The following is a 22,982-nucleotide window of genomic DNA, read 5'->3' as shown; positions in this document are numbered from 1 at the left end:
CCTTTTTGCCTCCGCGAAAACGAGGGCCGTATAGTACCAGCCGCCCCCCGCCCGGACACTTTCGATGGACTGCATCCGCATTCGCGGCGCGCGCACCCACAACCTCAAGCACCTCGACCTCGACCTGCCGCGCGAACGCCTGATCGTCATCACCGGGCTGTCGGGCTCGGGCAAGTCCTCGCTCGCCTTCGACACCCTCTACGCCGAGGGCCAGCGCCGCTACGTCGAGAGCCTGTCGGCCTACGCGCGGCAGTTCCTCGCGCTGATGGAGAAGCCCGACGTCGACCACATCGAGGGGCTGTCGCCGGCGATCGCGATCGAGCAGAAGAGCACCTCGCACAACCCGCGCTCGACCGTCGGCACCATCACCGAGGTCCACGACTACCTGCGCCTGCTCTACGCGCGCGCCGGCCAGCCGCGCTGCCCCGACCACGACATCGCGCTCGACGCGCAGACCGTCAGCCAGATGGTCGACCAGGTGCTCGCGCTGCCCGAGGGCGAGCGCGTGCTGCTGCTCGCGCCGGTGGTGCGCGGGCGCAAGGGCGAGCACGCCAGGCGCCTGGAGGAGCTGAAGGCGCAGGGCTACCTGCGCGCGCGCATCGACGGCGAGGTGGTGGAGCTCGACGACCCGCCGCCGCTCGACCCGCGCAAGGCGCACACCATCGAGGTGGTGGTGGACCGCCTGAAGGTGCGCGCCGACCTCGGCCAGCGCCTGGCGGAGTCCTTCGAGACCGCGCTCGCGCTCGCCGGCGGCATCGCCGTGGTGGCCTCGCTCGACGCCCCGCAGCGCCCGCCGCTCTTGTTCTCGGCCGGCTACGCCTGCCCCGAGTGCGGCTACGCGGTGCCCGAGCTCGAGCCGCGGCTGTTCTCGTTCAACAGTCCGCACGGCGCCTGCCCGAGCTGCGACGGGCTCGGCGTGCAGCCGTTCTTCGACCCGGCACGGGTGGTGGTGCACCCCGAGCGCTCGCTCGCCGCCGGCGCGATCCGCTCGTGGGACAGCCGCAACCCCTACTACTGGTCGCTGGTCACCTCGCTCGCCGCGCACTACGGCTTCGACCCCGAACGGCCGTGGACCGAACTGCCCGCCGAGGTGCACGAGGTGCTGCTCTACGGCAGCGGCACCACGGCGATCGACTTCCACTACGTCAGCGAGCGCGGCGCGAACACGGTCCGCCGCCACCCCTTCGAGGGCATCGTCAACAACCTGCAGCGCCGCTACCGCGAGACCGAATCGCAGGCGGTGCGCGACGAGCTGGCGCGCTACCTCGGCAACCGCCCGTGCCCGGCCTGCGGCGGTGCGCGCCTCAACCGCGCCGCCCGCCACGTCTGGGTGGGGCCGTACACGCTCGCCGAGCTCGCGCGCCTGCCGATCGACGCGGCGCGCGCGGCGCTCGCCGGGCTCGCGCTCGCCGGCCGCCGCGGCGAGATCGCCGCGCGCATCGTGCGCGAGGTCGATGCGCGCCTCGGCTTCCTGGTCGATGTCGGCCTCGACTACCTGACGCTCGACCGCGCCGCCGAGACGCTGTCCGGCGGCGAGGCGCAGCGCATCCGCCTGGCGAGCCAGATCGGCGCCGGCCTGGTCGGCGTGATGTACGTGCTCGACGAACCCAGCATCGGCCTGCACCAGCGCGACAACGCGCGCCTGCTCGGCACGCTGGCGCGGCTGCGCGACCTCGGCAACACCGTGCTGGTGGTCGAGCACGACGAGGACGCCATCCGCGGCGCCGACCACGTCGTCGACCTCGGCCCCGGCGCCGGCGTGCACGGCGGGCGCATCGTCGCCCAGGGCACGCCGGCCGAGGTGATGGCGCACGCCGAGTCGCTGACCGGCGCCTACCTCGCCGGGCGCGCGCGCATCGCCGTGCCGGCGCGACGCACCCCGCCCGACCGCGCGCGGCTGCTGCGCATCGACGGCGCCCGCGGCAACAACCTGAAGGACATCGACGTCGAACTGCCGGTGGGGCTGTTCACCTGCGTCACCGGGGTGTCGGGCTCGGGCAAGAGCACGCTGGTCAACGACACCCTGCTCGCGAGCGCCGCGCGCGTGCTGAACGGCAGCGCCGACGAGCCGGCGCCGTGCCGCGGCATCGCCGGGCTCGAACACTTCGACAAGGTCGTCGCCATCGACCAGAGCCCGATCGGGCGCACGCCGCGCTCGAACCCGGCCACCTACACCGGGCTGTTCACGACCATCCGCGAGCTCTTCGCCGGCGTGCCCGAGGCGCGCGCGCGCGGCTACGGGCCGGGGCGCTTCAGCTTCAACGTCAAGGGCGGGCGCTGCGAGGCCTGCCAGGGCGACGGTCTGGTGAAGGTGGAGATGCACTTCCTGCCCGACGTCTACGTGCCCTGCGACGTCTGCCACGGCGCGCGCTACAACCGCGAGACCCTCGACATCCGCTACAAGCACCGCAACATCGCCGAGGTGCTCGGCATGACCATCGAGGAGGCACTGCCGTTCTTCGCCGCGGTGCCGGCGCTGCAGCGCCGGCTCGAAACCCTGGCCGACGTCGGCCTCGGCTACGCCACCCTCGGCCAGCCGGCCACCACGCTGTCGGGCGGCGAGGCGCAGCGCGTCAAACTCGCCCGCGAACTCGCCAAGCGCGACACCGGCAACACCCTCTACGTGCTCGACGAACCGACCACCGGGCTGCACTTCCACGACGTCGCGCAGCTGCTCGCGGTGCTGCAGCGCCTGCGCGAGCACGGCAACACGGTGATCGTGATCGAGCACAACCTGGACGTGATCAAGACCGCCGACTGGCTGGTCGACCTCGGCCCCGAAGGCGGGACGCGCGGCGGCGAGGTCGTCGTCACCGGCACGCCGGAGCAGGTCGCCGCCTGCCCGGCGAGCCACACCGGGCGCTTCCTGCGTGAGGTGCTGGCGCGCTGACGGCGCGCGCCCGCCGCCTCAGTGCAGCACCCCCGGCAGGCCGAGCAGCAGCGCGCGCCACACCACGCACTCGCCGCCGCCCGGCGCGCTGCCGGCGGCGGTGAGCGCGGCGAGCAGGCGGCCGTCGCGCCGGTACAGCTCCAGCGTGGTGCGCACCTGCGCCCGCTCCGGCCGGTGCACCACCCAGGCGTGGGCGATCGCGTCGGGGTCGAATTCGCCGAGGAAACCGCAGCCGCCCAGGCGCAGCCGGTCGCCCTCGCGGGTCACGCGGGTGATCGCGCCGGCGTGGCCGAGCAGCGCGCCGGGGGTGCCGGCGAGCCAGGCGAGCTCGCGCCGCTGCTCGCTCGCGATGCGCAGCAGGCAGCCGATGCAGCGCGGATCGACGGCGCGGGCGAGGCTCGGCCCGGCCGCCTGCAGCGCCTGCTGCCGGCCCAGCGCCGCCCCGCTGAACAGCGGGTAGCACTCGGCGCCGAGCCGCGCCGGCGGGCTCGGCAGCAGCGCCACCGGCGGCGGTGTCGGCACCGCCAGCGGGCGCACCCCGGGCTGCTGGTTGGCATGGCGGTGGCGGGCGACCAGCGCATCGAAGGTCGCGCTGCCACGCGCCGTGCCCACCCGCAGGCCCAGCGCGGGCTCGCCGGCGGCGTCGAAGAACGCCAGCATGCGCAGCGGCCCGTCGGGGTTGTCGTAGGCCGCGGCGAAACCGTAGGCCCAGTTCGCGGTGAACACGCGCAGGTCCAGGCCGGGGCCGCCGATGTAGCCCCCCGCCGCCCCCACCTCGACCGCGCTCGCCCGGCCGCGCGCCACCTGGTAGAGCGCGCCGTCCTGTACCGTCGCGGTGAGATCGGGGAACACCGGCAGCGCGCGCAGCAGCGCCGCCCAGCGGCCGTCGAGCCGGGTGATCGGCCCGCCGCAGCCGCGCGCGACGACCGCCGCCGGCGACAACCGCGCGGCGGCGTCGACGCCCGCCGCGTCCACCGCGGGCGGCAGCGCCTGCGCGCCGAAGCGGCGCAGTGCGGCCGGGTGCCAGACGATGCGGGCGCCCATCTCAGCGCCCCTTGCGCCGCGGTGCGGCGGGCTGCGGCGGACGCCCGTAGGCGTGCAGCAGCGGGTGCGGCTGGCCCGGCGGCGCGGCGCAGTCGCGCAGCAACCGCAGACGACCGTCGACGAACAACAGGCAGGGACCCTTGGGCAGCATCGACTAGCTCCTGTACGCACGTGGGGGTGGGCGCAGGGCTGGCGATCGCCGGGAGAGAGGGCGGCGTTGGCTGGCTGAGCGACGCGATCGACTATATGAGAATTATTCTCGTTTGAAAAGCATGGCGCCGTGCGCACCCCGCGACAGCCCCGCTGGCGCGGCGCTACGCTTGGAGTCCGCGTGCCGAAGCGGAGAGACCCCGATGCTGGAACTGCGCCCGAACTGCGAATGCTGCGACCGCGACCTGCCCGCGGATGCCGCCGATGCCCGCATCTGCTCGTTCGAATGCACCTTCTGCGCGAGCTGCGCCGACGGCGTGCTGCAGGGCCGCTGCCCGAACTGCGGCGGCGAGCTGGTGACGCGTCCGCGCCGCCCCGCCGACCGCCTGGCACGCTTCCCGGCCTCGACCACGCGGGTGCTGCGCCCGGGCGGCTGCACCGGCCCCACCTGAGCCGGTGGCCCTCCACTATCGCGATCGGACGCCATGGGCCGCTACCTGCTCGCATGGCTGGCGATGATCCCGCTCGCGATCGCCAACGGCGCGCTGCGCGAGCTCGGCTACGCCAGGCGCATGGGCGAACGGCGCGCGCACCAGTGCTCCACGCTCACCGCCATCGTCGTGTTCGGCGCGTACATCGCGCTGGTGGTGCGCACGTGGCCGCCGGCCTCGGCCGCGCAGGCGCTCGCGGTCGGGCTGCTGTGGCTCGTGCTGACGGTGGCCTTCGAGTTCGGCTTCGGGCACTGGGGGCGCGGGCTGCCGTGGCGCGCGCTGCTGCGCGACTACGACCTGCGCGCCGGGCGGCTGTGGCCGCTGTTCCTCGCCTGGCTCGCGCTCGCGCCGTGGCTGTTCCACCGCGCGGGCGCGTAGTGCCGGCGCCGCACCCGGCCGCCCCCGCCTGACGCAGCCGCGGCGCCCTGCCCCGTCGCCCCCGCCGTCAGCGCTCGCGCTGCCAGAGCGTGGCGTGGGTGACGATGTACTGGTACTTGCGCGCGTGTTCGCGGATCACCAGCGGCACCTCGGCCTCGCGGCGCAGCGCGAAACCCTCTTCGCCGAGCAGCGCCCGCAGCACCTCGGCGCTGCGCTGCGGGCGGCCGTCGCGCTCGGCGCCGCCGAGCCAGGCCTCCGGCGGCGTGAAGGTGTCGAGCCAGCTGTACGGCGAGAAGATCGCCAGCAGCCCGCCGACGCGCACCAGCCCGCGCGGGCCGCCCAGGCGGCCGAGCAGCGAGCGCGGACTCGGCAGGCGGCACAGCAGGTTGGCGAGCAGCACGGCGTCGAAGTCGACCAGCTCCGCCGGCAGCGAGCAGGCGTCGGCCTGGCGGAAGCGCACGCGCCCGCGCTCGATGGCGGGGTCGACGCGCGCCTGCAGGGTGGCGCCGAGCGCGCCCTCGTCCTTGCGCCAGTAGCCGAGCTCGCCGTCGCGGCGCAACGCCTCGGCGGCGTCGACGAAGGCCCGGCTCAGGTCCACGCCGAGCACCTCGCGGTGCTCGCGGGCGAGTTCGAACGTCGCGCCCCCCACCGCGCAGCCGACGTCGAGGGCGCGGCCGGTGGCCACACCGAAGGTCCGCGCGCCGTCGAGCAGCCAGTGCGCACAGCGCTGCGGGAAGCCGGCGACCCCGGCCGGACCGAACGCCCACGGCATCTGCTCCGCGGCGGCGCCGTAATGCAGTAGCAGGTAGTCGTTGAGGGTCTGCGCGTCCTCGTAGACCTGGCTCGCCGCGCCGGCGTGGTCGAGGCGCACCGCGCCGCCGTCGTGCGCGGCCTGCACCAGGCGGAAGCCCGCGTGCTGGTAGAAGTGCGGGCGGAAGTGGAAGCGCGCCCAGCGGCTCGCCTCGTCGCCGGTCGACACCCACGAGCCGCCGAGGATCATCTGGTGCTGGCCGTCGTAGCAGGGCGTGCTGAAGTCGTCGTAGTACGGGTGCACGCGCGCGCCCGGCAGCGGGTTGAAGTGGTCCTCCAGCCACTGCCAGACGTTGCCGAAGACGTCGTGCACGCCGGCGCCGGTCGGCCGGCCGGCGCCGACCGGACTCGACGAACCCCAGGCGAGGCCGAGGTTCCAGCCGGTCTCGCGCGCCAGCGCGACGCCGTCGAGTTCCTGCACCGGGTCGCGCGGCGGGCCCGGCGGCCACTCGCGCAGCGCCTGGTGCTCGGCCTCGCTCGGCAGGCGGCAGGGCACGCCGTCGCGCGCGCTCTGCCACGCGCAGTAGGCCTGCGCCTCGTGCGCGTTGACCTCGACCGGCCAGTTCCACGGCATCTCGATGGTCTCGAACAGCGTGCGCAGCTTGTAGCGGTGCAGGCCGGCGGGGCCGTCGGGCACCCAGAAGGTCGGCCACTTGGTGTTGCGGAAGCCGCGCCAGGCCCAGCCCGCCTCGCTCCACCAGCGCGCCTCGCGGTAGCCGCCGTCCATCACGAAGGCGTAGAACTCGCCGTTGCTCACCAGGCGGCGGCCGGCGCGGAACGGCTGCAGCGCGACGCTGCGCTCGCCGTACTCGTTGTCCCAGCCGAAGCTCGGCCAGTCCGCCGGCTTGCCGAAGCGCAGCGTGCCGCCGGCGACGTCGACGAACTCGCCGACCGGGTAATCGACGCCCGCGCGCGGCGGGAACGTCGCCGGCGCGTCGCGCTGCGCCGACGGGTGCAGGTGCGGCCAGCACGCCGGGCGCTGCACCAGCGCGAGCGGCAGTTCGTGGATCAGCACCGCCGAGGTTTCGAGGTGGATGCGCTCGTGCTCGAAGCCCATGAACAGCGCCCACAGCGGGTGCGCCTGGGTGACCGGCGCGTGCCCCGGGGCGAGCCCCGGGTGGGTGTCGATCACCTGCCGCACCCGCGCGTAGACCTGTCGGCGATAGGCGTGGGCCTCGTCGAGCGACGGCCACGCCATCGCGTTCTTCGACATGTCGTCCCAGCGCATCTCGTCCACGCCGGTCTCGAACAGCCGCTCGAAGTAGGGGTTGAGCGCCTCGGGGATCAGCCCGGCCACGCGCAGCTTGTTGATGTAGAGCGCCGGCGGATGGCAGTAGTAGAAGATCATCGGGTGGCGCAGGTGGTGGTAGGGCGGCCGGAAGAAGGCCTCCTCCCCGCGCAGGCCGGAGAACAGCACCTCGGTGAGCGTCCAGGTGTTGTCGAAGTAGTCGCGCACCGACTCGCGCGTGCAGGTGGCGAGGTTCGGCAGCGGCAGCGAGGTGAGGGTGCCGTCGGCGCGGCGCCCGGGGCAGGCGTCGGGGTGACGGCCGGTCCACCACCAATCCGGGCGCGGGCCGTTCAACACGCGATCGAGCGTACCGCGCAGGTTGCGGCGCCAGGGTTCGGCGACCGCTTCGGGCTCGGGGGTTGCGACTTGCATGCCGGCTCCTCTCTGTTCGGGATCGGGTTCGACGGCCCGTTCGGTGCCGGGCTCTGGTCATCGGATGCGCAGCGGCCGCTGCGGTTCGCTTGCGCGAGACCACGCGACGCGCCGCACGGCGCCCACTAGACTCGACAGTCGTGGCGCGCGACGCAAGCCGTCCGGCCACACCGACCGTTTCAAGATACTGCGGAGACACCCTGCAACATGGCCAAGAAGAAAGCTGAAAACGGCGACGAAGCCGCCCGTCCCGATGCCGATCGCTTCAACAAGGAAGGCAAGCTCAAGAACAGCTTCTACGAAAAGGAACTGCGCGACCTGCACATCGAGCTGGTGCGCCTGCAGGAATGGGTCATCCACCGCGGCCTCAAGGTCTGCGTCGTCTTCGAGGGCCGCGACGGCGCCGGCAAGGGCGGCACGATCAAGGCGATCACCGAGCGCGTCAGCCCGCGCGTGTTCCGCGTGGTGGCGCTGCCGGCGCCGACCGAGCGCGAGAAGTCGCAGCTGTACTGGCAGCGCTACATCCCGCACCTGCCGGCGGCCGGCGAGGTCGTGATCTTCGACCGCAGCTGGTACAACCGCGCCGGCGTCGAGCGGGTGATGGGCTTCTGCTCCGAGGACGAGGTCAAGCGCTTCCTCACCGGCGCGCCGATGGTGGAAAAGGCCATGGTCGATTCCGGCATCATCCTGCTCAAGTACTGGCTCGAGGTCTCGCCCGAGGAGCAGACGCGGCGGCTGACGGCGCGCATCGACGACGGGCGCAAGATCTGGAAGCTCTCGCCGATGGACCTCAAGTCCTACAGCCGCTGGTACGACTACTCGCGGGCGCGCGACGAGATGATCGCCGCCACCGACACCTCCTGGGCACCGTGGCACTGCGTGCACTCCGACGACAAGAAACGCGCGCGGCTCAACGTCATCCACCACCTGCTGAGCCAGGTGCCCTACGAGTCCGCACCGCGTGAGAAGGTGACGCTGCCGAAGCGCCAGAAGCCCAAGGACTACCAGGAATCGCGCTACGAGTTCCGCTTCGTCCCGATGCCCTACTGAGCGGCGCCGCAGCCGGCAGAGGGCGGGCGACCTGCCATTTTGACGGCAGCGTGCCGGTGCTGCGGCCGGGTTTCGCATTGCAACACCCGGAGCGAGCGGCGAAAATGCCCGCCTTCGCGCGCCCCGCCCTGACGCCCGCGGCGCCGATGCCTGCACATTCCTAGAATCCGGAGACTCCCAGATGACTGAGCGCGTTGCCATCGGCGGGCTGCGAATCGCCAAGCCGCTTTACGATCTGGTCAAGGATCGCATCGCCCCCGGCACCGGTATCGCCCCGGACGACGTGTGGACGAAGCTCGACGCCATCGTCGGCGAACTGGCACCACGCAACCGTGAACTGCTCGCCCGGCGCGACGCCCTGCAGGCGCAGATCGACGCCTGGCACGTCGCGCGCCGCGGCCAGGCGCACGACCACGCCGCCTACGTGGCCTTCCTGCGCGAGATCGGCTACCTGCTGCCCGAAGGGCCCGACTTCCAGATCACGACCGAGAACGTCGATCCGGAAGTCGCGAACGTCGCCGGCCCGCAGCTGGTGGTGCCGGTCAACAACGCGCGCTACGCGCTGAACGCCGCCAACGCGCGCTGGGGCTCGCTGTACGACGCGCTCTACGGCACCGACGTGATTCCCGAGACCGGCGGCGCCGAGAAGGTCAAGGGCTACAACCCGGTGCGCGGCGACAAGGTCATCGCCTACGCCGCCGCCTTCCTCGACGAGGCCGCGCCGCTCGCCGCCGGCCGCCACGGTGAGGTCGTCGAGTACCGCCGCGACGGTCGCACGCTGGTCGCCGTGCTGAAGGACGGCAGCCGCACCGGGCTCGCCGATCCGGCCACCTTCGTCGGCTACATCGAACAGGGTGGCGCGCTCACAACCGTACTGCTGCGCCACCACGGCCTGCACGTCGAGATCCAGCTCGATCGCGCGCACCCGGTCGGCAAGCAGAGCCCGGCCGGGGTCAAGGACGTGGTGCTCGAATCGGCGATCACCAACATCCAGGACTGCGAGGACTCGGTCGCCGCGGTCGACGGCGAGGACAAGGCCGGCGTCTACGCCAACTGGCTGGGGCTGATGCAGGGCACCCTGAGCGCCGAGTTCGAAAAGGGCACCGGCACGGTCACCCGCTCGCTCGCCGAGGATCGCCGCTACACCGGCGTCGACGGCCAGCCGCTGACGCTGCCCGGCCGCGCGCTGCTGTTCGTGCGCAACGTCGGCCACCTGATGACCACCCCCGCGGTCCTCACCGCCGCCGGCGAGGAAGTCCCCGAGGGTATCCTCGACGCGATGATCACCACGCTGATCGCGCTGTACGACCTCAAGGGCCTGGGGCGCCTGAAGAACTCGCACAAGGGCTCGATGTACGTGGTCAAGCCGAAGATGCACGGCCCGGACGAGGTCGCCTTCGCGGTCACGCTGTTCGACCGTGTCGAGGCTGCCCTCGGCCTGCCGCGCAACACCGTCAAGCTCGGCATCATGGACGAGGAGCGCCGCACCACGGCGAACCTCAAGGAGTGCATCCGCGCCGCGCGCGAGCGCCTGGTGTTCATCAACACCGGCTTCCTCGACCGCACCGGCGACGAGATCCACACCTCGATGGAAGCCGGCCCGATGGTCCGCAAGGGCGACATGAAGGACACCACGTGGATCAAGGCCTACGAGGACTGGAACGTCGACACCGGCCTGCTCTGCGGGCTGCGCGGGCGCGCGCAGATCGGCAAGGGCATGTGGGCGATACCCGATGAGATGAAGGCGATGGTCGAACGCAAGATCGCCCACCCGCGCGCCGGCGCCAGCACCGCCTGGGTGCCCTCGCCCACCGCGGCGACGCTGCATGCGATGCACTACCATCAGGTCGACGTGGCGGCGCGCCAGGCCGAGCTCGCCAGCCGCCCGCGCGCGAGCCTCGACGCCATCCTCACGCCACCGGTCGCCGCGCAGCCGAACTGGACGGCCACCGAGATCCAGCAGGAACTCGACAACAACGCCCAGGGCATCCTCGGCTACGTGGTGCGCTGGATCGACCAGGGCGTGGGCTGTTCGAAGGTGCCCGACATCGACGACGTCGGCCTGATGGAGGACCGCGCCACGGTGCGCATCTCCAGCCAGCACATCGCCAACTGGCTGCACCACGGCATCGTCACCGAGGCACAGGTGCATGAGACCTTCCGCCGGATGGCGGCGGTGGTCGACCGCCAGAACGCCGGCGACCCGCTGTACCGGCCGATGGCGCCGGGCTTCGACGGCATCGCCTACCAGGCCGCGCTCGACCTGGTGCTCCTCGGCCGCACGACCCCCAACGGTTACACCGAGCCGCACCTGCACAAGCGCCGGCTGGAGCTGAAGGCGAAGGCGCGCGGCTGAACCCGCCCGCCAGCGCCCCCGAAACCCGGCCCCGCGCCGGGTTTTTCTTGCCCGCCCCGGAACGCGCGCGCGTCCGTCCAGTCTCATGCGCGGGCCTGCGGGGCTTGCATCGCCCCCCGCAGCCCCCACCATGAAGCGTCGCACTTCGAGCAACAGGGAGAACCACCATGAGTGGATTCGACAAGATCGCCGGTTCGTCGAAAGCGGGTATCGACCGGCTGCTGTACGTGTATCACCCGCGCACCTGGCGCGAGAAAGGGCTGATGTGGACCGCGGGGCTGATGCTCGCGACCTACGTGGTAGTGGTCGGCGTGCTGTGGTTCATCTGGGACAACAAGCCAGCCCCCTTCGACGTGCGCGCCATCGCGCTCGCGGCGGCGAACGGCGACGCGAACAAGCTGGTACCCGGCTTCCTGACCACCGCGGTGGTGGTGCACACCGCCGAGACCCTGCTCGACAAGCCCGGCGGTTACCTCAGCAACGACAGGACCCCGCCCGGGGTACTGATGGACAACATGCCGAACTGGGAATTCGGCGTGCTCACCGAGCTGCGCGACGTGGTGCGGGCGCTGCGCAACGACTTCGCGCGGGCGCAGACGCAGTCGGTGGAGGACCGCGACCTGCAGGCGGCCGAGCCACGCTTCAACTTCGACAACAACAGCTGGATCCTGCCGTCGAGCGAGTCGGAGTACCGCGCCGGCATCGCGGCGCTGAAGAGCTACCTCACGCGCCTCGCCGACGACAAGATCCATGACGGGCAGTTCTTCACCCGCGCCGACAACCTGCGCGACTACCTGGCGACGGTCGAGAAGCGCCTGGGTTCGTACTCGCAGCGGCTGTCGGCGAGCGTCGGCCAGGAGCGCGTGAACACCAACCTCGCCGGCGACCCGGCCGCGCACCAGTCGACGACCACCCCCGAGCTGATGCGCGTGCAGACCGGCTGGCTGGAGATCGACGACAACTTCTACGAGGCACGCGGCTACTGCTGGGCGCTGATCCACACGCTGCGCGCGATCGAGATCGACTTCCGCGACGTGCTGGTGGGCAAGAACGCGGTGGTCTCGCTGCGCCAGATCATCCACGAGCTCGAATCCACCCAGCAGCCGGTGTGGAGCCCGCTGATCCTCAACGGCACCGGCTTCGGCATCGTCGCCAACCACTCGCTGATCATGGCTTCGTACATCTCGCGCGCGAACGCCGCGATCATCGACCTGCGCAGCCTGATCGCCCAGGGCTGAGAACCGTCCCCCACCCGCCGCGCCGGGCTTCGCGCCGGCGCGGCCCCACGCCCGTCACCTTCCCACCTTGGCCAACTTCCACACCCATCTGATCGGTGCCGCAGCCCTCAGCGGCGTCGCCGCGACCGCCCTCACCGTCGGCGGCGTGCTGCCGCGCGAACTCGCCACGGCCTGCTGGGCGCTCGGCACCGTCGGCGGCCTGCTCCCCGACATCGACCTCGAAAGCTCGATCCCCGGGCGTGTCGCCTTCACGCTGGTCGCCCTGCTCGGCGCCTTCGCGGCGATGCTGGTGGCCGCACCGAAGCACTCGCTCGCCGAGCTCGCGGTGCTCTGGTGCGCCGCCTACGGGCTGCTGCGCCACGGCGTGTTCGGGCTGGTCAACCGCTACACCGTGCACCGCGGCCTGGTGCACTCGCTGCCGGCGGCGGCGGTGTTCGCGCTCGCCACCGTGGTCGGCGTGCACCGCGGGCTCGGCGCGAGCGCCACCACCGCCTGGCTCGCCGGGCTGTTCATCGGCTTCGGCTTTCTCGTCCACCTGCTGCTCGACGAGTGCTTCAGCGTCGACCTGCTGGGTCGGCGCCTGAAGCGCTCTTTCGGCACCGCGCTGTCGCTGGGTGATCCGCGCCAGCCGCTGGCGACCCTCGCGGTCTACGCCGCCGCGGCGTTGCTGTGGTCGCTCGCCCCGCCGGCGCCGCTGCTGTGGGAGGCCCTGACCGACCAGCGCCTGCTGCACACGCTGCAGCAGCGCGCCTGGCCGGCGCACGGCTGGTTCGAAGGCGGGCTGACGCTGCTGGGCGACGCGCTTCACAAACTGCAATAGGTGTCAATACCTCTTACAGTTCTTAACCGTGCCGCAGGGGAAGGCACGCGCAGGCTGATGATCGGCAAGGATTTGTCCTGGCGGGCGCGACTCTTGCTTGCTACCTGCAGCGAGGTCTGGACGCCAGCGTGGCGTCCGGACGCAGCGGCAGTGGCAAGGCGATGGGTAGCGCAAGCACGAAGGGCACCGGCAACTGGAGCAGCGTCACCCTGGCGCTGATCGCGTCCGCTTCCCCGGCCTGGGCCGATCCGACGCTGCCGGGCGACGTCCACGCGATCCCCGAACCCACGCTGGTCGCGCTGATCGGCCTCGGCCTCGCCTGCCTCGCGCTGTTCCGCCGCAAGCGCTGAACGCCGCGGCTCAGACGCCTGCCGCGCTCAGCACCAGACGGACCACGCCCCACAGCAGCAGGATGAACAGCAGCGTCATCACCGCGCCGACGACGATGAAGTGCACCGGCTTGCCACGGCTGAAGTCGCGCTCGCGGTTGCGCTCGCTCTGCACGCCGAGGAAGGACCACAGCACGCTCTTGACCACCTGCCACAGGTTCGGTGCGCCGCCGGACTCCTCGCGGCTCATCGTCCGGCCCCTTCCGCCGGCGTGCCGGCGGCGCCGGTGATCAGCCGGTACAGCGCGCTGTGATCGAGCCCGCCTTCGCCGAGCGCGATCAGGCGCGCGTAGAGCTCGCGGTTGAGCGCGGTCGCCGGCAGCTCCAGCCCCAGCGCCTGCGCCAGCTCGAGCGCCTGGCTCATGTCCTTGTGCTGCACCGTGGCGCGCCCGCCGGGGGCGAAGCGCCCGCTCACCATGCGTTCGCCGTGCAGTTCGAGGATGCGCGAGGCGGCGAAGCCGCCGACCAGCGCCTCGCGCACGCGCACCGGGTCGACGCCGGCGCGCTGCGCCAGCGCGAGCCCTTCGGCCACCGCGCCGATGGTGAGCCCGACGATCACCTGGTTCGCCGCCTTGGCCACCTGCCCGGCGCCGAGTTCGCCGACGTGGGTCAGGCGGCTGCCGAGCACCGCGAGCAGCGGTCGCGCCCGCACCACGGCGGCGTCGCTGCCGCCGACCATGATGGTCAGCGTCGCCTCCTCGGCGCCGACCTGGCCACCCGACACCGGGGCGTCGAGGTAGTCGCCGCCGGCCTCGCGCACGCGCCGGCCGAACTCGCGCGTGGCGAGCACCGCCGTGGTGCCCATGTCGATCACCAGCGCGCCGGGGCGCAGGCCGGCGAGTACGCCGTCGGCGCCGAACAGCACCGTCTCCACCGACGGCGTGTCGGGCAGCATCAGGATCACCGTGTCGGTGCGCGCGGCAACCTCGCGCGGCGTGGCCGCCGCCTGCAGGCCCTGGGCGACCAGGGCGTCGACGACGGTCTGCGAGCGGTTGCACACCACCACCGTCGCGCCGGCGCGGTGCAGGTGCAGTGCCATCGGGCGTCCCATCAGGCCGAGGCCGATGAAGCCGATCGTAGTGCCGGAAAGGGCGGGCATCGTGACTGGAACCTCCGGGGTCGGGGTGGAAAGGGTGGGCTCAGGGCGCCTGCCGCGCCTGCGGCAGTTCGCGCTCCAGCTGCTCGAGCCAGCGCCGCGCGGTGGCGGCGTCGAAGCCGGTGAGGCGCACGTGCGGGTGCTCCGGATCGTTCAGGCGCAGGATCAGCTCGTGGTCCACGCGCGGCTCGCTGCGATCGCTGCCGCCGGGCCGCTCCCAGGCCTTGAGCGCCCAGGCGCTGAGCTGCGCGTAGTCGTAGACGCGCGGCGTCGGCACCGCGAGCACCGCGATGCGCCGCGCACGGGTGTCGAGCAGCACCGGGTTGACGGCGTCGTCGAAGCGCACGTCGGCCTGGAAACCCGCCTCCTGCAACTGGACGAGCGCGGCGTCATGGTGGCTCGACAGCCACCACCACGCGCCGAGCGCGATCACAAGCAGCAGAACCACGAGTATCATCGGCAGTGTCCGGGTCGGGCCACAAGGCTTTACATTCTAGGGCCCGCGCCCTCCTGCCGGCAGCACCGCGAGGTCGAACCACCATGCAGACCATCCCGAGCCGCGTCCTGGGCGCCGCAGACGCCCTCTGGGAAGCCATCCTCGACGAGGTGCGCCAGTCCACCCGTACCGAACCGCTCCTCGCGAGCTTCTTCCACGCCACCATCCTCAACCACCGCGGCCTGGGCTCGGCGCTGAGCTACCGCCTCGCCAACAAGCTCGGCAGCCCGACGGTGCCGGCGATGATGATCCGCGACGTGATCCAGGAGACCCTGCACAACACCCCCGGGCTGCTCGACGAGGTGCGCGCCGACATCCGCGCGGTGCTGGAGCGCGACCCGGCCTGCAAGGGCTACTCGGTGCCGCTCCTGTACTTCAAGGGCTTCCACGCCATCCAGGCCTACCGCGTCGCGCACGCGCTGTGGCGCGAAGGGCGCGAGGCGCTGGCGATGTTCCTGCAGAACCGCATCTCCGAGGTGTTCGCGGTCGACATCCACCCCGCCGCGCGCATCGGCAGCGGCATCCTGCTCGACCACGCCACCGGGCTCGTGGTCGGCGAGACCGCGGTGGTCGAGGACAACGTCTCGCTGCTGCAGGGCGTCACCCTCGGCGGCACCGGCAAGGAATCCGGCGACCGCCACCCCAAGGTGCGGGCCGGCGTGCTGATCGGCGCCGGCGCCATCATCCTCGGCAACATCGAGGTCGGCACCGGCGCCAAGGTCGGCGCCGGCAGCGTCGTGCTCGACCCGGTGCCGCCGCACTGCACCGTGGTCGGCGTGCCGGCGCGGGTGGTCTGCCGCTGCCACGAGGAGGAGCCCTCGCGCACCATGGACCACCACATCGCCGAGAACTGAGCCGGCCCCACGGTTCAGCCCGCCGGCTGCACCGGCAGGAACAGCGTCGCCCCGCCGCGCTGCACCAGCAGCGCGAGCGGCTGCCCGGGCGGCGGCAGCAGGCGCTTGAGCTGCTCGGCCGAATTCACCGGCGTGCCGTTGGCGGCCAGCACCACGTCACCCGGCTGCACCCCCGCGCGCGCCGCCGCGCCGCGCACCGCCTCCACGCGCAGCCCGTTCGGCACGCCGAGCGCGGCCTGCTCCTGCGGGCTCAGCGGCCGCAGCGCGAGCCCCAGGCCCCCCTCCCCGGCCGCCGCATCGCCGCCGGCGACGCGCGCGTCGGGGACTTCGCCGAGCGTCACCGGGATCGCGTGCGCCGCGCGCTGGCGCCACACCTCGAGCGTGACCCGCGTGCCCGGCTTCTGCTCGGCGATCCGTATCGGCAGGTCGCCGGAGCGCTCCAGCGGCTTGCCGTCGAGGGCGACGATGATGTCGCCGGGCTTGAGCCCGGCATGGGCCGCCGGGCCGTCCGGGTCGACCTCGCCGACCAGCGCGCCGTGCGGCTGCCCCAGGCCGAAGGCATCGGCGAGCGCCTGGTCGACCGCCTGCACGCTGACGCCCAGGCGCCCGCGACTGACGTGACCGTCGCGCAGCAACTGGTCCTTGACCTGGATCGCGACGTCGATCGGCACCGCGAACGACAGCCCCTGGTAGCCGCCGGTGCGGCTGTAGATCTGCGAGTTGATACCGATCACCTCGCCCTTGAGGTTGAACAGCGGGCCGCCCGAGTTGCCGGGGTTCACCGCCACGTCGGTCTGGATGAAGGGCACGTAGGTCTCGTCGGGCAGCTGCCGCGACTTGGCGCTGACGATGCCCGCGGTCACCGTGTTCTCGAAGCCGTACGGCGAGCCGATCGCCAGCACCCATTCGCCCACGTGCGTGTCGGCGGCGTCGCCGAGGTTCACGGTGGGCAGGCCGTGGGCGTCGATGCGCAGCACGGCGACGTCGGTCTGGCGGTCGCTGCCGATCACCTTGGCCGGGAACTCGCGCTGGTCGGTGAGCTTCACGCGCACCTCGGTGGCACCGTCGACGACGTGGGCATTGGTCAGGATCACGCCGTCGGCATCGACGATGAAACCCGAGCCGAGGCCGCGCGACGGCGACACCGACGATGACGGCGGCGGCACCAGCCCCGGGAAGTGGCGGAAGAACTCGTACATCGGGTCGTCGCGTTGCAGTTGCGCGCGTTCGTCGCGCGTGCCATCGCGGACCACCGACACGTTCACCACCGCCGGCCCGAAGCGCTCGACCAGGCTGCTGAAATCGGGCAGGCCGCTGACCGCCGGGGCGGCCGAGGTGGCGGCGTGCGCCTCGCTCACCAGCGTGTCGCGCAGCGGCGCGTAACCGGCGGTGAGCGCCGCCAGCACGGCGGCGGCGATGATGCTGCGGGAGAACCTCTTCGCTTGCATGGCGTATTCCTCTCGTGAGCGGACCGCTGCGGTCCGGGCATGACGAGAGCGTGCACCGGTCGCCTTAGCCGAACCTTAAGACGCCCGCCGCACTGGTGTTTTGGCAAAGCTCTACAAAACTCATCACGAGCCCTGCGCGCGGCACGCGTGCCGCGGGCGGTGAACGAGCCGGCGCCCGCCCGACAGGGTCCGGCCCAGCCGATGACGACTGCGGACGGAGACGAACCCCATGGCCTGCAAACCCCTCGTGATGCCCTCCCTCACCCTGCTGGCGCTCGCCCTCGCGCAGACGGCGGCGGCCGCGGCCCCGGAGGCCGGCGCCGGCGAAGGCGCGCTCGACATCGTCGCCTGGCCCGGCTACATCGAGCGCGGCGACACCGACAAGGCCTACGACTGGGTGACGCCCTTCGAGGCCGAGACCGGCTGCAAGGTGCGCGTGAAGACCGCCGGCACCTCCGACGAGATGGTGTCGCTGATGAACCAGGGCGGCTACGACCTCGTCACCGCGTCGGGCGACGCCTCGCTGCGGCTGATCTACGGCAGGAAGGTGCAGCCGATCGACCCGGCGCGCGTCCCCGGCTGGGACGGCGTCGACGCGCGGCTGCAGAACGCGCCCTGGCACACCGTCGACGGCAAGCACTACGGCACGCCCTACCAGTGGGGGCCGAACGTGCTGATGTACAACAGCGCCGTGTTCAAGGAGGCGCCGAAGAGCTGGAGCGTGGTCTTCGAGCCGCAGGAACTGCCGGACGGCAAGCCCAACAAGGGCCGCGTGCAGGCCTACGACGGCGCCATCTACATCGCCGACGCCGCGCTCTACCTGATGCACAGGAACCCCGCGCTGGGCATCAAGGACCCGTACGAACTCAACGAGAAACAGTACGCGGCGGTGCTGGAGGTGCTGCGCCGCCAGCACCCGCTGATCCAGCGCTACTGGCACGACGCCAACGTGCAGGTGCAGGACTTCACCTCCGAGGGCATCGTCGCCTCGGGGTCGTGGCCGTTCCAGGTCAACACGCTCAAGGGCAACGCGCAGCCGGTCGCGAGCACGGTGCCGCAGGAAGGCGCCACCGGCTGGGCCGACACGACGATGCTGCACGCCGAGGCGAAGCACCCGAACTGCGCCTACCGCTGGCTGGCGTGGTCGCTGACGCCGAAGGTGCAGGGCGACGTCGCCGCGTGGTTCGGCTCGGTGCCGGCCGTGCCCAGGGCCTGCGAGGGCGCGAGCGAGCTGCTCGGCAAGGAGGGCTGCGCGACCAACGGCATCGGCAACATGGCGCAGATCCACTTCTGGAAGACCCCGCAGGCGAAGTGCGCGACGCAGGGCAGTTGCGTCCCCTACAGCCGCTGGACCACCGACTACATCGCGATCATGGGCGGTCGCTGACGCGGGGCGCGCCGACATGCGAGGCGAGCGCAAGCGGCCGCCGCCGCACCCCGTGCACGCGCTGCGCCGTCGCGGGACGGCGCGGAACGCGGGGGCACGGCGGTGAGCACCGCGGTGGAGTTCGTGCGGGTCAGCCGCCGCTACGGCAGCGTGCACGCGATCGAGGAGCTGAGCTTTCGCGTCGCCGACGGCGAGTTCTTCTCGATGCTCGGCCCCTCCGGCTCGGGCAAGACGACGACGCTGCGGCTGATCGCCGGCTTCGAGCAGCCGAGCACCGGCAGCATCCTGATCCACGGCCGCGAGGCCGCCGGCGTGCCGCCCTACGAGCGCGACGTCAACACGGTGTTCCAGGACTACGCGCTGTTCCCGCACATGAACGTCGCCGACAACGTCGCCTACGGGCTGATGGTGAAGAAGGTGGCGCGCGCCGAGCGGCTGCGCCAGGCCGAGGCGATGCTCGAACTGGTCAAGCTCGGCGGCTTCGGCCGGCGCCGGCCGGGCGAGCTGTCCGGCGGGCAGCGCCAGCGCGTCGCGCTGGCGCGGGCGCTGATCAACCACCCGCGCGTGCTGCTGCTCGACGAGCCGCTCGGCGCGCTCGACCTCAAGCTGCGCGAGGCGATGCAGAGCGAGCTCAAGGCGCTGCAGCGCCGGCTCGGCATCACCTTCATCTTCGTCACCCACGACCAGGGCGAGGCGCTGTCGATGTCGGACCGCGTCGCGGTGTTCCGCCACGGGCGCATCGAACAGATCGACACGCCGCGCGGGCTCTACGAGGCACCGGCGACCGCCTTCGTCGCCACCTTCGTCGGCACCTCGAACGTGGTCGAGGGTGGCGTCGCCGAGCGCCTGCTGGGCCGCGCCGGCGCCTTCTCGATCCGCCCGGAGCGCATCGCGGTGAGCACGCCCGAGGCGGCGCCCGCCGCCGATGCGGTGGCGCTCGACGGGCGCGTGGTCGACATCCAGTACCTCGGCGCGCACAGCCGCTTCGAGGTCGAGGTCGCCGGCAGCGGGCGGCTCACCGCGCTGGTGCCGAGCTACGGCGCGCCGGCCGCGCCGCTGCCCGGCGTCGGCGCGCCGGCGCGGCTCAGCTGGCCGCGGGCGGCGATGCACGTCCTCGACGGCGGGGAGGGCGCGTGAACGCCGCGCCGGCCTTCGACTCGACGCCGCCGCGGCGCGGCGGCATCGGGCGGCGGCTGTCGAACCTGCTCTACCGCCGCAGCGGGCTCCTGCTGCTGCTCCTGCTGCTGCCGCCGCTCGCGTGGTTCGGCATCGTCTACCTGGGCTCGCTGTTCGCGCTGCTGCTGCAGAGCTTCTACACCTTCAACGACTTCACCGGGCAGATCGAGCGCGTGCTGACGCTCGACACCTACGTCGCGCTCTTTTCCGCGCCGGCGCACATCGACATCGTGCTGCGCACGCTGGCGATGGCCGTGGCGGTGACGCTCGCCTGCGCGCTGATCGGCTTCCCGATCGCCTACTTCATGGCCTTCCACGCGCGCGGCCGGATGAAGGCGGCGATGTACCTCGCGGTGATGCTGCCGCTGTGGTCGAGCTACCTGGTGCGCGTGTACGCGTGGCGGCTGCTGCTGGCGAAGGAAGGCATCGTCGCCTGGGTGTGCGCGCAGCTCGGCCTCGGCGGCGTGCTGGAGGCCGTGCTGGCGACGCCGCTGGTCGGCGGGCCGACGCTGTCGTCGTCCTATCTCGGCATGTTCCTGGTGTTCACCTACGTGTGGCTGCCGTTCATGATCCTGCCGGTGCAGGCGGCGCTGGAGCGCGTGCCGGGCTCGCTGCTGCAGGCCTCGGCCGATCTCGGCGCGCGCCCGCGGCAGACCTTCGCCCACGTGGTGCTGCCGCTCGCCTTCCCCGGCGTGGTCGCGGGCTCGATCTTCACCTTCTCGCTGACGCTCGGCGACTACATCATCCCCGGCGTGGTCGGCACGCCCGGCTTCTTCATCGGCCAGATGGTCTACGTGCAGCAGGGCACGGCCGGCAACGTGCCGCTCGCCGCGGCGTTCTCGGTGGTGCCGGTGCTGCTGATCGCCGCCTACCTCGCGCTCGCCAGGCGCCTCGGGGCCTTCGATGCGCTCTGACGGCCGCGCCTCGCGCTGGCTCAGGCTCGCCGCCTTCGGCGGGCTCGCGTTCCTGCACGTGCCGCTGCTGATCATCGTGCTCTACGCCTTCACCACCGAGGACAAGACCTACCAGTTCCCGCCGCCGGGGCTGACGCTGCACTGGTTCGAGGTGGCGTGGTCGCGGGCCGACATCCGCGAGGCGCTGTGGCTGTCGCTGCAGGTGGCGGCGAGCGCCACCGCCGCGGCGCTGGTGCTCGGCACGATGGCCGCCGCGGCGATGGCGCGCGCGCGCTTCTTCGGCCGCGAGGCGGTGACGCTGGCGATGATCCTGCCGATCGCGCTGCCGGGCATCGTCACCGGCATCGCGCTGCTGTCGGCGATCAAGCTCGCCGAAGTCGAGCCCTCGTTCTGGACCATCGTCACCGGCCACGCGACCTTCTGCGTGGTGGTCGTCTACAACAACGCGCTCGCGCGCTTCCGGCGCATCCCGCGCAGCCTGATCGAGGCCTCGATGGACCTCGGCGCCGACGGCTTCCAGACCTTCCGCTACGTGGTGCTGCCGCAGCTCGCCACCGCGCTGCTGGCCGGCGGCATGCTCGCCTTCGCCTTGAGCTTCGACGAGATCATCGTCACCACCTTCACCGCCGGGCACGAGCGCACGCTGCCGATCTGGTTCATGAACGAACTGTTCCGGCCGCGCGACCGGCCGGTGACCAATGTCGTCGCCGTCGCCGTGATCCTCGTCACCGCCGTGCCGATCCTGCTCGCCTACCGCGCGACCCGCGACGACGCGGACGCCGGCGGGCGCAACGGCTGAGGCGCGACGATGCCCCCCTCTTCCCACCGCCGCCCCGCCACCGCGGCCGGGGCGCCCCCAGCAGGAGACCGCCCATGAACACCCGCGCGTTCATCAACGGCCAGTTCGTCGCCGGCGCCGGCGAGGTCGAAACCATCCTCGATCCGGCCACCGGCAGCGCCTTGGCCGAGGTCGCGGAAACCTCGGTGGAACAGGTCGTCGCCGCCGTGGAGGCCGCCGAGCGCGCCTTCCCGGCGTGGGCGCAGACCCCGCCGAAGGACCGCGCGACGCTGCTGCTCAGGCTCGCCGACCGCATCGAGGCGAACGCCGAGCGCTTCGCCCGCATCGAGTCGCAGAACTGCGGCAAGCCCTACGCCGCCGCGCTCGCCGACGAGATCCCCGCGGTCGCCGACGTGTTCCGCTTCTTCGCCGGCGCCGCGCGCTGCCTGCAGGGCTCGGCGGCGGGCGAGTACCTGCCCGGCCACACCAGCCTGATCCGCCGCGACCCGCTCGGCGTGGTGGCGTCGATCGCGCCGTGGAACTACCCGCTGATGATGGCGGCGTGGAAGCTCGCCCCGGCGCTCGCCGCCGGCAACTGCGCGGTGATCAAGCCCTCGGAGCAGACGCCGCTCAGCACCCTGCTGCTCGCCGAACACTTCGCCGAGCTGTTCCCGGCGGGCGTGGTCAACGTCGTGCCCGGGCGCGGCGAGAGCGTCGGCACGCCGCTGATCAGCCAGCCGCAGGTGCGCCTGATCTCGCTGACCGGCGACATCGCGACCGGGCAGAAGATCCTCGACGTCGCCGCCCGCGGGCTCAAGCGCACGCACCTCGAACTCGGCGGCAAGGCGCCGGTGATCGTGTTCGACGACGCCGACCTCGACGCCGTGGTCGCCGGCATCCGCACCTTCGGCTACTACAACGCCGGCCAGGACTGCACCGCCGCCTGCCGCGTCTACGCCGGCCCGAAGATCTACGAGCGCTTCGTCGCCGACCTGGCGAGCGCCGTCGGCAGCATCAAGGTCGGCACGCAGGACGAAGCCGGCGTCGAGATGGGGCCGCTGATCTCCGCGCGCCAGCGCACGCGCGTCGCCGGCTTCGTCGAGCGCGCCGCCGCGCAGCCGCACATCGAGGTCGTCACCGGCGGGCGCAGCGGCACCGCCGGCGGCTTCTTCTACGCGCCCACGGTGATCGCCGGCGCGCGCCAGGACGACGAGATCGTGCGCCGCGAGGTGTTCGGCCCGGTGGTGTCGGTCACCCGCTTCAGCGACGCCGACGAGGCCGTGCGCTGGGCCAACGACTCCGACTACGGCCTCGCCTCCTCGGTGTGGACCCAGGACGTCGGCCGCGCCATGCGCGTCGCCGCCGCGCTGCAGTACGGCTGCACCTGGATCAACACCCACTTCATGCTGGTCAGCGAGATGCCGCACGGCGGGCTGAAGAAATCCGGCTACGGCAAGGACATGTCGATGTACGCGCTGGAGGAGTACACCGCCGTGCGCCACGTGATGATCCGGCACTGAAGGCACCGCGCACGGGCGCGGCCCGCAGCGGTCGCGCG

Annotated in this window: 21 protein-coding genes; 14 read left to right on the top strand and 7 right to left on the bottom strand. The window is 72.3% G+C overall.

The window, feature by feature from the left end; translation table 11 throughout:
* The first annotated feature begins 64 nt into the window (after window positions 1–64).
* On the top strand, window positions 65–2,890 hold the full coding sequence (uvrA, locus tag EV699_RS00250; protein WP_132537942.1) for an excinuclease ABC subunit UvrA: 2,826 nt from the start codon (window positions 65–67) through the stop codon (window positions 2,888–2,890).
* 18 nt (window positions 2,891–2,908) lie between these two features.
* Here the strand turns inward: uvrA and EV699_RS00245 are convergent, their stop codons facing one another.
* Both EV699_RS00245 and EV699_RS19775 read right to left on the bottom strand, forming a co-directional pair.
* The gene (locus EV699_RS00245) at window positions 2,909–3,934 is read right to left on the bottom strand and encodes a ChuX/HutX family heme-like substrate-binding protein (RefSeq protein ID WP_132537941.1); all 1,026 of its coding nucleotides are present in this window, start codon (window positions 3,932–3,934) and stop codon (window positions 2,909–2,911) included.
* Between the two features lies 1 nt (window position 3,935).
* A complete protein-coding gene (locus EV699_RS19775) occupies window positions 3,936–4,085 on the bottom strand; it encodes a hypothetical protein (protein WP_165903967.1) in 150 nt (49 codons plus the stop codon).
* Window positions 4,086–4,287: 202 nt separating this feature from the next.
* Between EV699_RS19775 and EV699_RS00240 the strand changes: the two genes are divergently transcribed.
* On the top strand, window positions 4,288–4,536 hold the full coding sequence (locus EV699_RS00240) for a DUF1272 domain-containing protein (RefSeq protein ID WP_132537940.1): 249 nt from the start codon (window positions 4,288–4,290) through the stop codon (window positions 4,534–4,536).
* A 33-nt stretch (window positions 4,537–4,569) separates the two neighbouring features.
* A complete protein-coding gene (locus EV699_RS00235) occupies window positions 4,570–4,953 on the top strand; it encodes a hypothetical protein (protein WP_132537939.1) in 384 nt (127 codons plus the stop codon).
* A gap of 67 nt (window positions 4,954–5,020) precedes the next feature.
* On the opposite strand, the gene ovoA is transcribed toward EV699_RS00235, so the two are convergent.
* Window positions 5,021–7,423 carry a 5-histidylcysteine sulfoxide synthase gene (gene ovoA / locus EV699_RS00230; protein WP_132537938.1) on the bottom strand — a complete coding sequence of 801 codons (2,403 nt, stop codon included), beginning with the start codon at window positions 7,421–7,423 and terminating at the stop codon, window positions 5,021–5,023.
* 207 nt (window positions 7,424–7,630) lie between these two features.
* Here ovoA and ppk2 point away from each other — a divergent pair, with 207 nt between their 5' ends.
* The 5 genes from ppk2 to EV699_RS00205 all read left to right on the top strand — a co-directional run bounded on the left by ppk2 (window position 7,631) and on the right by EV699_RS00205 (window position 13,237).
* Window positions 7,631–8,473, top strand: coding sequence for a polyphosphate kinase 2 (gene ppk2 / locus EV699_RS00225; protein WP_132537937.1), 843 nt, complete (start codon window positions 7,631–7,633; stop codon window positions 8,471–8,473).
* Window positions 8,474–8,654: 181 nt separating this feature from the next.
* On the top strand, window positions 8,655–10,829 hold the full coding sequence (locus EV699_RS00220) for a malate synthase G (protein WP_132537936.1): 2,175 nt from the start codon (window positions 8,655–8,657) through the stop codon (window positions 10,827–10,829).
* A 167-nt stretch (window positions 10,830–10,996) separates the two neighbouring features.
* Window positions 10,997–12,067 (top strand): DUF2333 family protein, encoded by a 1,071-nt coding sequence (locus EV699_RS00215; RefSeq protein WP_132537935.1) that lies wholly within the window; start codon window positions 10,997–10,999, stop codon window positions 12,065–12,067.
* Between the two features lie 67 nt (window positions 12,068–12,134).
* A complete protein-coding gene (locus tag EV699_RS00210; RefSeq protein ID WP_132537934.1) occupies window positions 12,135–12,887 on the top strand; it encodes a metal-dependent hydrolase in 753 nt (250 codons plus the stop codon).
* 161 nt (window positions 12,888–13,048) lie between these two features.
* Complete coding sequence (locus tag EV699_RS00205; protein ID WP_132537933.1) at window positions 13,049–13,237, top strand: PEP-CTERM sorting domain-containing protein; 189 nt, start codon at window positions 13,049–13,051, stop codon at window positions 13,235–13,237.
* Between the two features lie 10 nt (window positions 13,238–13,247).
* Here EV699_RS00205 and EV699_RS00200 read toward each other — a convergent pair whose 3' ends face one another.
* The 3 genes from EV699_RS00200 to EV699_RS00190 are packed head-to-tail and all read right to left on the bottom strand — an operon-like array spanning window position 13,248 to window position 14,828.
* Window positions 13,248–13,466, bottom strand: coding sequence for a DUF2970 domain-containing protein (locus EV699_RS00200; RefSeq protein ID WP_132537932.1), 219 nt, complete (start codon window positions 13,464–13,466; stop codon window positions 13,248–13,250).
* Window positions 13,463–14,374, bottom strand: a complete 912-nt coding sequence (locus EV699_RS00195; RefSeq protein WP_132537931.1) for an NAD(P)-dependent oxidoreductase — start codon at window positions 14,372–14,374, stop codon at window positions 13,463–13,465. Before EV699_RS00195 ends, EV699_RS00200 begins: the two co-directional genes overlap by 4 nt.
* 40 nt (window positions 14,375–14,414) lie before the next feature.
* Complete coding sequence (locus EV699_RS00190) at window positions 14,415–14,828, bottom strand: hypothetical protein (RefSeq protein WP_132537930.1); 414 nt, start codon at window positions 14,826–14,828, stop codon at window positions 14,415–14,417.
* An 83-nt stretch (window positions 14,829–14,911) separates the two neighbouring features.
* Between EV699_RS00190 and cysE the strand changes: the two genes are divergently transcribed.
* The gene (gene cysE / locus EV699_RS00185) at window positions 14,912–15,721 is read left to right on the top strand and encodes a serine O-acetyltransferase (RefSeq protein ID WP_132537929.1); all 810 of its coding nucleotides are present in this window, start codon (window positions 14,912–14,914) and stop codon (window positions 15,719–15,721) included.
* A 14-nt stretch (window positions 15,722–15,735) separates the two neighbouring features.
* Here cysE and EV699_RS00180 read toward each other — a convergent pair whose 3' ends face one another.
* Window positions 15,736–17,169 carry a Do family serine endopeptidase gene (locus EV699_RS00180; RefSeq protein ID WP_132537928.1) on the bottom strand — a complete coding sequence of 478 codons (1,434 nt, stop codon included), beginning with the start codon at window positions 17,167–17,169 and terminating at the stop codon, window positions 15,736–15,738.
* A 229-nt stretch (window positions 17,170–17,398) separates the two neighbouring features.
* Between EV699_RS00180 and EV699_RS00175 the strand changes: the two genes are divergently transcribed.
* The 5 genes from EV699_RS00175 (at window position 17,399) to EV699_RS00155 (ending at window position 22,944) form a co-directional block, all read left to right on the top strand.
* Window positions 17,399–18,556 (top strand): ABC transporter substrate-binding protein, encoded by a 1,158-nt coding sequence (locus EV699_RS00175; RefSeq protein ID WP_424450007.1) that lies wholly within the window; start codon window positions 17,399–17,401, stop codon window positions 18,554–18,556.
* 102 nt (window positions 18,557–18,658) lie between these two features.
* Window positions 18,659–19,693, top strand: coding sequence for an ABC transporter ATP-binding protein (locus EV699_RS00170; RefSeq protein WP_132537927.1), 1,035 nt, complete (start codon window positions 18,659–18,661; stop codon window positions 19,691–19,693).
* Window positions 19,690–20,646, top strand: a complete 957-nt coding sequence (locus EV699_RS00165; RefSeq protein ID WP_243662508.1) for an ABC transporter permease — start codon at window positions 19,690–19,692, stop codon at window positions 20,644–20,646. Before EV699_RS00170 ends, EV699_RS00165 begins: the two co-directional genes overlap by 4 nt.
* On the top strand, window positions 20,636–21,445 hold the full coding sequence (locus tag EV699_RS00160) for an ABC transporter permease (RefSeq protein ID WP_132537926.1): 810 nt from the start codon (window positions 20,636–20,638) through the stop codon (window positions 21,443–21,445). Before EV699_RS00165 ends, EV699_RS00160 begins: the two co-directional genes overlap by 11 nt.
* Before the next feature lie 74 nt (window positions 21,446–21,519).
* Entirely contained in the window at window positions 21,520–22,944 is a 1,425-nt protein-coding gene (locus EV699_RS00155; RefSeq protein WP_132537925.1) for a gamma-aminobutyraldehyde dehydrogenase, read from the top strand.
* Window positions 22,945–22,982: the final 38 nt, after the last annotated feature.

It is taken from the genome of Plasticicumulans lactativorans (genome assembly GCF_004341245.1).
Taxonomy (GTDB): domain Bacteria; phylum Pseudomonadota; class Gammaproteobacteria; order Competibacterales; family Competibacteraceae; genus Plasticicumulans_A; species Plasticicumulans_A lactativorans.
The sequence above is the reverse complement of the archived record's forward strand: the minus strand, read 5'-3'. Positions and strand labels throughout refer to the sequence as shown.